This is a genomic window from Micromonospora sp. CCTCC AA 2012012 (assembly GCF_040499845.1).
GTDB classification, from domain to species: Bacteria; Actinomycetota; Actinomycetes; order Mycobacteriales; family Micromonosporaceae; genus Micromonospora; species Micromonospora mangrovi.
In genome coordinates this window covers 2,699,249-2,707,427 of sequence record NZ_CP159342.1, presented here as the reverse complement: position 1 = coordinate 2,707,427, position 8,179 = coordinate 2,699,249, and the positions used below count along the sequence as shown (strand labels likewise).

Annotated in this window: 7 protein-coding genes and 3 pseudogenes; 6 read left to right on the top strand and 4 right to left on the bottom strand. The window is 75.1% G+C overall.

Annotated features, from left to right (window positions below; translation table 11 throughout):
* Nucleotides 1-42: 42 nt before the first annotated feature.
* The 4 genes and pseudogenes from ABUL08_RS30630 to ABUL08_RS30615 form a co-directional block, all read left to right on the top strand.
* Nucleotides 43-558 (top strand): annotated as a pseudogene (locus tag ABUL08_RS30630) (SpnB-like Rossmann fold domain-containing protein); the annotation flags it as partial.
* A pseudogene (locus ABUL08_RS30625) lies at nt 541-1,146 on the top strand (SDR family NAD(P)-dependent oxidoreductase); the annotation flags it as partial. The pseudogenes ABUL08_RS30630 and ABUL08_RS30625, both read left to right, overlap by 18 nt.
* An 18-nt stretch (nt 1,147-1,164) precedes the next feature.
* Nucleotides 1,165-1,644: pseudogene (locus tag ABUL08_RS30620) on the top strand (beta-ketoacyl reductase); the annotation flags it as partial.
* Nucleotides 1,642-2,538, top strand: a complete 897-nt coding sequence (locus ABUL08_RS30615; protein ID WP_458329396.1) for an alpha/beta fold hydrolase — start codon at nt 1,642-1,644, stop codon at nt 2,536-2,538. The pseudogene ABUL08_RS30620 and the gene ABUL08_RS30615, both read left to right, overlap by 3 nt.
* 54 nt (nt 2,539-2,592) lie before the next feature.
* Here ABUL08_RS30615 and ABUL08_RS12075 read toward each other — a convergent pair whose 3' ends face one another.
* From ABUL08_RS12075 to ABUL08_RS12065, 3 genes are read right to left on the bottom strand one after another with little or no spacing between them, the layout of a single operon-like run.
* On the bottom strand, nt 2,593-3,387 hold the full coding sequence (locus ABUL08_RS12075) for an ABC transporter permease (RefSeq protein ID WP_350937495.1): 795 nt from the start codon (nt 3,385-3,387) through the stop codon (nt 2,593-2,595).
* Nucleotides 3,384-4,322 carry an ABC transporter ATP-binding protein gene (locus tag ABUL08_RS12070; protein WP_350937493.1) on the bottom strand — a complete coding sequence of 313 codons (939 nt, stop codon included), beginning with the start codon at nt 4,320-4,322 and terminating at the stop codon, nt 3,384-3,386. The genes ABUL08_RS12075 and ABUL08_RS12070 overlap by 4 nt, the downstream gene beginning before the upstream one ends.
* A gap of 27 nt (nt 4,323-4,349) precedes the next feature.
* On the bottom strand, nt 4,350-4,865 hold the full coding sequence (locus ABUL08_RS12065; RefSeq protein WP_350937491.1) for a YceI family protein: 516 nt from the start codon (nt 4,863-4,865) through the stop codon (nt 4,350-4,352).
* Nucleotides 4,866-5,032: 167 nt separating this feature from the next.
* Between ABUL08_RS12065 and ABUL08_RS12060 the strand changes: the two genes are divergently transcribed.
* Complete coding sequence (locus ABUL08_RS12060; RefSeq protein WP_350937490.1) at nt 5,033-6,235, top strand: sensor histidine kinase; 1,203 nt, start codon at nt 5,033-5,035, stop codon at nt 6,233-6,235.
* Nucleotides 6,232-6,882: a response regulator transcription factor gene (locus tag ABUL08_RS12055; RefSeq protein WP_350937488.1), complete on the top strand. Its 651-nt coding sequence runs from the start codon at nt 6,232-6,234 to the stop codon at nt 6,880-6,882. The genes ABUL08_RS12060 and ABUL08_RS12055 overlap by 4 nt, the downstream gene beginning before the upstream one ends.
* Before the next feature lie 4 nt (nt 6,883-6,886).
* On the opposite strand, the gene ABUL08_RS12050 is transcribed toward ABUL08_RS12055, so the two are convergent.
* Nucleotides 6,887-8,152, bottom strand: coding sequence for an activator-dependent family glycosyltransferase (locus ABUL08_RS12050; RefSeq protein WP_350937486.1), 1,266 nt, complete (start codon nt 8,150-8,152; stop codon nt 6,887-6,889).
* Between the last annotated feature and the right edge of the window lie 27 nt (nt 8,153-8,179).

The following is an 8,179-nucleotide window of genomic DNA, read 5'->3' as shown; positions in this document are numbered from 1 at the left end:
GCCGCACCGGTCCGCCGCGCGGGCGTCGACTCGCTGTACCGGGTGGACTGGGTGCCGGTGCCGGTCGAGGAGAGCGTGCCCGGCCGGTGCGTGCTGGTCGGCTCGGACGTGCTGGGGATCGCCGCGCCGCTCACCGGCGCGGGCGTCCCCGTCGAGTCCTTCGCCGACCTGGCGGCGCTGACCGGCGCCGTCGCCACCGGCATGACCCTGCCGGAGCTGGTCCTGGTCTGCGTCACCGGCCGCACCGACCCCGACCCGACCCGGGCGGTACGGGAGGTCACCGCCGCCGCCCTGGAGACCGTGCGGTCCTGGCTGGCCGACGACCGGTTCGCCGGGGCCCGGCTGGCCGTCGTCACCCGGGGCGCCCTCGGCACCGGCAACGACCGGCCCGACGACCTGGCCGCCGCGGCCGTGTGGGGCCTGGTGCGGACCGCCCAGTCGGAGAACCCGGGCCGGTTCGTCCTGGTCGACGTCGACGCCGCCCCGGAGAGCGTGCACGCCCTGCCGGCGGCCGTGGGAGCCGGCGAACCACAGCTCGCGGTGCGCGCCGGACGGATCCTCGCCGGTCGGCTGGCCCGGGTCACCGGACCCGACCGACCGGAGGTCGCCTGGGACCCGGACGGCACGGTCCTGGTCACCGGCGCGACGGGCGCCCTGGGCGGGCCGCTGCTGCGCCACCTGGTCACCGCCCGGGGCGTACGCCGGTTGCTGCTGCTCAGTCGGCGCGGACCGGACGCCCCCGGCGCGGCGGCGCTGCACGCGGAGCTGACCGCGCTCGGCGCGGAGGTCACCGTGGCGGCCTGCGACGCGGCCGACCGGGACGCCCTGGCCGCCCTGCTCGCGGCGGTGCCGCCGAGCCACCCGCTGACCGCGGTGTTCCACCTGGCCGGTGTCCTCGACGACGGGGTGCTCACCGCGCTGACCCCGGCCCGGTTCGACCCGGTGTTCCGGGCCAAGGTGGACCCGGCGCTGCACCTGCACGAGCTGACCCGCGGCGCGCCGCTGGCCGACTTCGTGCTCTTCGCCTCGTCGGCGGCCACCTTCGGCACCCCGGGGCAGGCCAACTACGCCGCCGCGAACGCGGTCCTCGACGCCCTCGCCGACCAGCGGCGGGCCGACGGCCTGCCGGCCACGTCGCTGGCCTGGGGCGCCTGGGAACAGGGCATGGCGGCCCGGCTCGGTCAGGTCGACCGGGAGCGGATGCAGCGCGGCGGGGTGCTCGCCCTCACCGACGAGCAGGGGCTGGCGCTGCTGGAGGCGGCGCTGCGCGTCGACGCCGCCGCGCTGGTGCCGGTCCGGCTCGACACCGCCGCCCTCGGCGCGGAGCCCGCCCCGCTGCTGCGTGGACTGGCCCGCCCCACCCGGCGACGCGCCGCCGGCGCGGGGACCGGCCCGTCGGTGGCCGGGCGACTGCGGGAGCTGGCCGGCGCGGCCCGGGAGGCCGCGCTGCTCGACGTGGTCCGCGCCGCCACCGCCGGCGTGCTCGGGCACCCCTCGCCCGAGGCGGTCGCCCCGGAACAGCCCTTCCTCGAACTCGGCCTGGACTCGCTGACCGCCGTGGAACTGCGCAACGCGCTGGCCGCCGCGACCGGTCTCACCCTGCCGGTCACGCTGACCTTCGACCACGCCTCACCGCGCGCGGTGGCCGCCTTCCTCGACACCGAGCTGGGCGCCGCCGCACCGGCGGGACCCGACGCCGACGTCGCCCGGCCGGCCCAGGACGTCATCGGCGTGCTCTTCCGGCAGGCCTGCGAGCAGCATCGCCTCAAGGAGGGATTCGAGCTGCTGCAGAGCGTCGCCCGGTTGCGGCCGACCTTCGCCGACGCGGCCGAGGTACGCGAGCTGCCGACCGCCGTCCGGCTCGCCAAGGGCCCCGAACCGGTCCGGTTGGTCTGCTTCAGCTCCCAGGTCGCGCTGGCCGGCGTGCACCAGTACGCGCGCTTCGCCTCGGCGTTCCGCGACGTGCGGGACGTCGTCGCGCTGGCGGTGCCCGGCTTCGCCGAGGGGGAGGCGCTGCCGGCCACCCCCGACGCCCTGGTGGACCTGCTCGCCCGGATGGTCCGCGAACAGGTCGGCGACGAGCCGTTCGCCCTGCTCGGCTCCTCCTCCGGCGGGGTGCTGGCGCACGCCACCGCGGCCCGGCTGGACCGGGACGGGCCCAGCGTCACCGGGGTCGCGCTGCTCGACACGTACGTGCCGGGCGACGACTCGCTCGGCCAGTTCGAGGACCAGCTGCTCGGCGGGATGTTCGCCCGGGAGGCCAGCTTCGCCCGGATGGACTCGGCGCGGCTGTCGGCGATGAGCTGGTACTTCAACCTGCTGGGCGACTGGACCCCGCCGAAGCTGACCGCACCGGTGCTGCTGGTGCGGGCGAGCCGGCCGATGCCGGGCGGCGAGGAGCTGTCGCCGCAGCAGTGGCAGACCGGGTGGACCGAGGCCGACGAGATCGTCGACGTGCCCGGCAACCACTTCACCATGATGGAAGACCTGGCGGCCTCCACCGCCGGGGTGGTCGACGACTGGCTGCGGCGGATCTGACAGCGGCGGGGCCCCCGTTCGCACCACGGGGGCCCCGCCACGTCCCGGCCGGCGTCACTCCGGCCGGGGATCCCAGCGGAAGCGGCGGATCGCGACGACCGCGCCGAGCGCGCCCCAGGCCAGCAGCACCGCGAAACCCCGCCAGGGCACCCCGGAGTGCGCGGTGAACGCCCCCAGCAGGGCCTCGTTGAACGGCTGCACCGGCAACGCGCCGGTCACCGTGGTCAACACCTCCGAGTGGATCGGCATGTACGTGCCGGAGATGAAGACCAGCGGGAAGAGCACCAGCTGCACCACCGACGGGGCGGCCTCCGCGTTGCGGATCAGGGACGCCACCGCCACCCCCAGGGCGCAGAAGCTGGCCGCACCGAGGACCAGGGCCGCCGCGATCACCGGCCACTGGCCGACGGCGGGGAACCGCACCCCGTACAGCCGGCCGACGAGGACGATGAGCAGGACGTCCACCACGCTCACCACCACGCAGTGGGCGAGCAGCCCGAGGAAGTACATGTACGTCGGCAGCGGCGTCGCGCGGACCCGTTTGAGGATCCCGTTCTGCCGGCGGGTCGACAGCACGATCGCCAGCTGGCTGTAGCAGGCGCCCAGCACGGACACCGCGGCGATGGTGGAGACGTAGTACTGCAACGCCGACCGGCCGTAGAAGTAGTCGCTGCTGCCGACGTCCCCGAAGAGGGCCCCGAAGATGGCGATCACCACGACCGGGAAGAGGAACGTGAAGAACGCGCTCTGCGGGTTGCGCCAGAAGCTGAGCTGCTCGTAGCGGATCTGGTGCCACAGCAGGGCCAGGTCGCCGCCCCGGGACGCCCGGGGCTCGGTGACGGTGCTCATCGGCTGCTCCCTTCGAGGTCCCGGACGGGGGCCGGGGTCGCCTGGTCGGTGAGGCGCAGATAGACGTCCTCCAGGCTCGGCCGGTCGACGGTGAGTCCGGCCAGGACGGTGCCGCGCTCCAGCGCCCAGCCGGTGAGCTGGTGCAGGGTCGCGGTCGGCTCCGTCGACTCGACGCTGACCCGCCCGTCGACCAGCGCGGCGGGCACCGGCAGGTCGGCCACCGCGCACCCGTCGGGGAGCGCGAAGGTGATCCGGGTCAGCGCCGCGTCCCGCCCGCCGAGGCTGGCCGTGGGGCCGGCCGCCACGATCGTGCCGGCCGACATCACCGCCACCCGGTCGGCCAGCTCCTGCGCCTCCTCCATGTAGTGCGTGGTGAGCACGATGGTCATCCCGGCGTCGCGCAGGTCGCGGACGAGCTGCCACGCGCCGCGCCGGGCGTTCGGGTCGAAGCCCGTGGTGGGCTCGTCCAGGAAGAGCAGCGCCGGGTTGCCGACGATGCCCAGCGCCAGGTCCAGTCGGCGCTTCTGGCCGCCGGAGAGGTCGCGGACCTTCCGCCGTGCCTGCCCGCCGAGGTCGACCAGCTCGACCACCTCGTCCACGTTGCGCGGCGTCGGGTAGTAGCCGGCGTTACGGGCGATCGTCTCGCGGACCGTCAGGTAGGGCTCCACCGCGATGTCCTGGAGCACCACCCCGATCCGCTCCCGCAGCTTCCGGGCGGTGGCCCGGTCACCGGGGTCGAGGCCGAGCACCTCGGCGCGGCCCCCGTCCCGGCTCCGGAAGCCCTCCAGGATCTCCAGCGTGGTGCTCTTGCCGGCGCCGTTGCGCCCCAGCAGCGCGAAGATCTCGCCGTGCGCGACGGTGAAGCTCACGTCGCGTACCGCCTGCACCGCGCCGTAGCTGCGGCGCAGGTCCTCCACGATCACCGCGTCAGTCACCGGTCACCCCCTCGGTCACGGCCGGGCTCAGCGGCGTACGCACACGGCCTCCACGGTCAGGTCGAGATAGCGGCCGGTCATCCCGCGGGACCCGGTCACCCCGAACTCCAGCCGGTCCACCCGGGTGGTGGCGACGACCCGGAAACCGTCGGCGGTGACGGCCGACTCCCGCACGGTCAGGGTCACCGGCCCGGTCACCCCCTTGACGGTCAGCTGACCGCTGACCGAGGTCTCGTCGATCCGCTCGGAGACGAAGGCGAGCACCGGGTGGCGGTCGGTGTCGAGGAAGGTGGCGGAGCGGACCGTACGGTCGCGCTGGGCGCTGCCGGTGTGGAAGCTGGCGGCGTCGACCTCCGCCTGCACCCGCGACGCGGAGAGCGGCTCGGCGACCTCCACCGTGCCGGAGCGGACGGCGAAGGTGCCGTCCACCTTCCCCAGTCCGAACAGGTGGGTGGTGCGGAACCGGACCGTCGACCGGGCCGGGTCGACGTCGTAACGTCCCAACTGGGGGATCGTGGTGGTGCGCTCAGGGCTGGTTTCCATGCCGTCCATTGCACCGTGCGCGCCGGTGCGGCGGCAGGGCGTGCGGTCGGGTTCCGCCCCGACGAAGGTAGGGCCGCCGACCCGGGCGTACGACTTTCGTCGGTTGCGGCACCGACGCAGGTGTGCGGGCCGGGTCGCCGTCCCGGGTCATGCCCTACCGTCTAGGCATGACCGAGGCACCGTGGCACCACCGGCACCGGGTCGCCCTCGACGTGGTCATCGCGGTGGTCTTCGTGCTGCTGGACACCGGCACCACCCTGGCCGGCGGGAGCTGGTGGCCGCAGCGGCCGGGCCCGCTGGCCTGGGTGCTGCTCGGCGTGCAGGCGTTGGCCTGCTCCTCGCTGGTGCTGCGCCGCCGGGCGCCGCTGACCGTGGTCGTCGTGCTCGGCCTCTTCACCCTCGTGGTCACGCTGCTGATCGCGCCGGCGCACGCGCTGACCCCGGCCTCGGCGGGCAACGTGTGGGCGCCCTTCGCGACGGTGGTCGCGGCGTACGGGCCGCCGTTCCACAGCCGGGACCGACGGGTCGCGTACGTCGCGTTGGGGCTGCTGACCTTCGTCGTGGCCCGGCCGTGGGAGCCGTCGGCCACGATCATCACGCTGGCGGTGCTGCGGACCGCCGTCGGGCCGCTGCTGGCGCTCTATCTCGACGCCCGCCGCCGGCTGGTGCTGGCGCTGACCGAGCGGGCCGAACGGGCCGAACGGGAACGGCACCTCCTCGCCGAGCAGGCCCGCGACGAGGAGCGGGCGCGGCTGGCGGGGGAGATGCACGACGTGGTCACCCACCGGGTGAGCCTGATGGTGCTCCAGGCCGGCGCGCTGCGGATGACCGCGACCGACGAGGCGACCCGGCAGGCCGCCGAGGACCTGCGCGCCGCCGGCTGCCAGGCCCTCGACGAGCTGCGTGACCTGGTGGGCATCCTGCGCCGGGCCCCGGAGGAGGACACCACCCCGACGGCGGACGGGCTCGCCACGCTGGTCGCCGAGTCGACCGCGGTCGGCGTACCGGTCGACCTGGTGGAGTCCGGCGACCGGTCGCTGGCGTCGCCGGTGGTGGGGCGCACCGCGTACCGGATCGTGCGGGAGGCGCTGACCAACGTGCGCAAGCACGCGCCGGGCGCGCGGGTGACCGTGCGGCTGCGCTACTCCGAGGCGCACCTGCGGATCGACGTGCACAACACCCCGCCCACCGGCCGGCCCAGCGCGGCCCTGGTGGGCAGCGGTTCCGGCCTGGGCATCGTCACCCTGCGGCAACGCATCGAGCTGGTGCACGGCACGCTGCGCGCCGGGCCCGCGCCGGACGGCGGGTTCCGCCTGGAGGCGGTCCTGCCCGCGTACGTGCCGACGGCCGAATCGGCGGTGGGCGCGTGATCCGGGTGCTGGTCGTCGACGACGAGCCGATGGTCTGCGTCTTCCTCAGCCGGATCCTCGGCTCGGCGGACGACATCGAGGTCGTCGACCAGGCGCACGACGGGGCGGCGGCGGTCGAGGCGGTGGCCCGCAGCCGGCCCGACCTGGTCCTGATGGACCTGCGGATGCCGGGCGTGGACGGGCTGACCGCCATCGAGCGGATCAACGCCCGCCCCGACGCGCCGCCGATCGTGGTGCTGACCACCTTCGACGCCGACCAGTACGTGCTGCGGGCGCTGCGCCTGGGCGCGGCCGGGTTCCTGGTCAAGTCCACCCCGCCGGAGAGCCTGATCGGGCTGGTCCGGGTCGCCGCCGAGGGGCACACCGTGCTGTCGCCGGCCGCCGCCCGCCGGCTGGTCACCGCCTCCACCGACAGCGGCTCCGCCCGGGACCGGGCCCGGCAGCAGATCAGCACGCTGACCGAGCGGGAGGTCGAGGTGCTGGGCTGCCTCGGTGAGGGGTTGTCCAACGCGCGGATCGCGGCCCGGCTGCACCTGTCCGAGGCGACCATCAAGGGGTACGTGTCGCGGGTGCTGGAGAAGCTCGGCTGTGCCAACCGGACCCAGGCCGGCCTGATCGCGCACGAGGCGGGCGTCGGGCAGCGCTGACGGGTCAGTGCGGCCAGGGTGCCGTGCGGCGCTCCGCTACCAGCTTCTCCAGCACCGGCACCACCTCGGCCGGGGACGGTCGGGACACCGCCTCGGCCCGCAGCCGGCGGGCGTGCTGCGCGAAGCCCGGCTCGTCCAGCAGCCGCGCCGTGGCCCGGCGGACGTCGTCCGCGCCCGCGCTGCCGCTGTCCAGCAGCAGCCCGGCGCCCTGCTCGCGCAGGCCGGCGCCGCGATAGAGCTGGTCGGCCACCGGGGTGGTCACGGTCAGCTGCGGTACGCCGTACACCAGCGCGTTGGCGTAGCTGCCGAAGCCGCCGTGGTGGATCAGCGCCGCGCAGGTGGGCAGCAGCGCGTGCAGCGGCACCGACTCCACCACCCGCACGTTGCCCGGCAGCGGCCCCAGCTCGGCGACCTGCGCGGGCAGCAGCGCGGCGACCACCTCGGCGTCGAGTTCGGCCAGCGACTCCAGGATGTCGGCCTTGGAGACGTAGTCACCGCCGTACCGCTCGGTGTTCGAGGCGCCGAGGCTCAGGCAGACCCGGGGCCGGTCGGCCGGCGTGCGCAGCCACTGCGGCACCACCGCGGGACCGTTGTACGGCACGAACCGGATCGGCGTGGCCGGTACGCCGGTGTCGATGGCGAGGCTCGCCGGCAGCGGGTCGAGGGTGAGCTGGCCGGTGGTCAGCTCCTCGGTGAAGGTGCCGCCGTGCTCCGCCGCCCGGGCGGTCAGCCAGGAGGCCAGCGGGTCGGCCCGCTGCTCGGGCGGCAGCTGCGCGTTCAGCTCCCGCAGCAGCTGGCGCTTCTTCACCCACACGTCGGCGAAGCAGAGCGACCGCACGTGCGCCGCACCCACCGCCCCGGCGGCGATCGGCCCGGCGTAGGTCAGCGGGTCCCAGACCACCAGGTCCGGCTGCCACGACCGGGCGAACGCCACCAGGTCGGCGAACATCGGCTCGTTGTACATGGCGCACCCGTACGCGCCGAGCTGCGCCCGGTCGACCTCCTGCCGGTGGTCGGGCCGTTCCGGCGAGATGTCGCTCCAGTTCACCGTGTCCCACTGCTGGGTCTCCCGGTTGGCGCTCATCGCCGCGCTGATCCCGTCGTTGCTGCCGACGGCCACCGCCGTCATCCCGGTGCGGGCGATGACGTCGACGAACTCGACGCAACTGGCCACCCGGACCTCGTGCCCGGCCGCCCGCATCGCCCAGGCGACCGGGGTCAGGCAGAACAGGTGGGACTTCTCGGGAACGGTGGCGAACAGCACGCGCACGGTTGGTCTCCTGACGGGCGGGCGATC

Excerpts from the sequence above, each read along its gene's own strand:
- ABUL08_RS12065 (WP_350937491.1), bottom strand. The coding sequence starts at position 4,865 with ATGGAAACCAGCCCTGAGCGCACCACCACGATCCCCCAGTTGGGACGT.
- ABUL08_RS12060 (WP_350937490.1), top strand. The coding sequence starts at position 5,033 with ATGACCGAGGCACCGTGGCACCACCGGCACCGGGTCGCCCTCGACGTG.
- ABUL08_RS12075 (WP_350937495.1), bottom strand. The coding sequence starts at position 3,387 with ATGAGCACCGTCACCGAGCCCCGGGCGTCCCGGGGCGGCGACCTGGCC.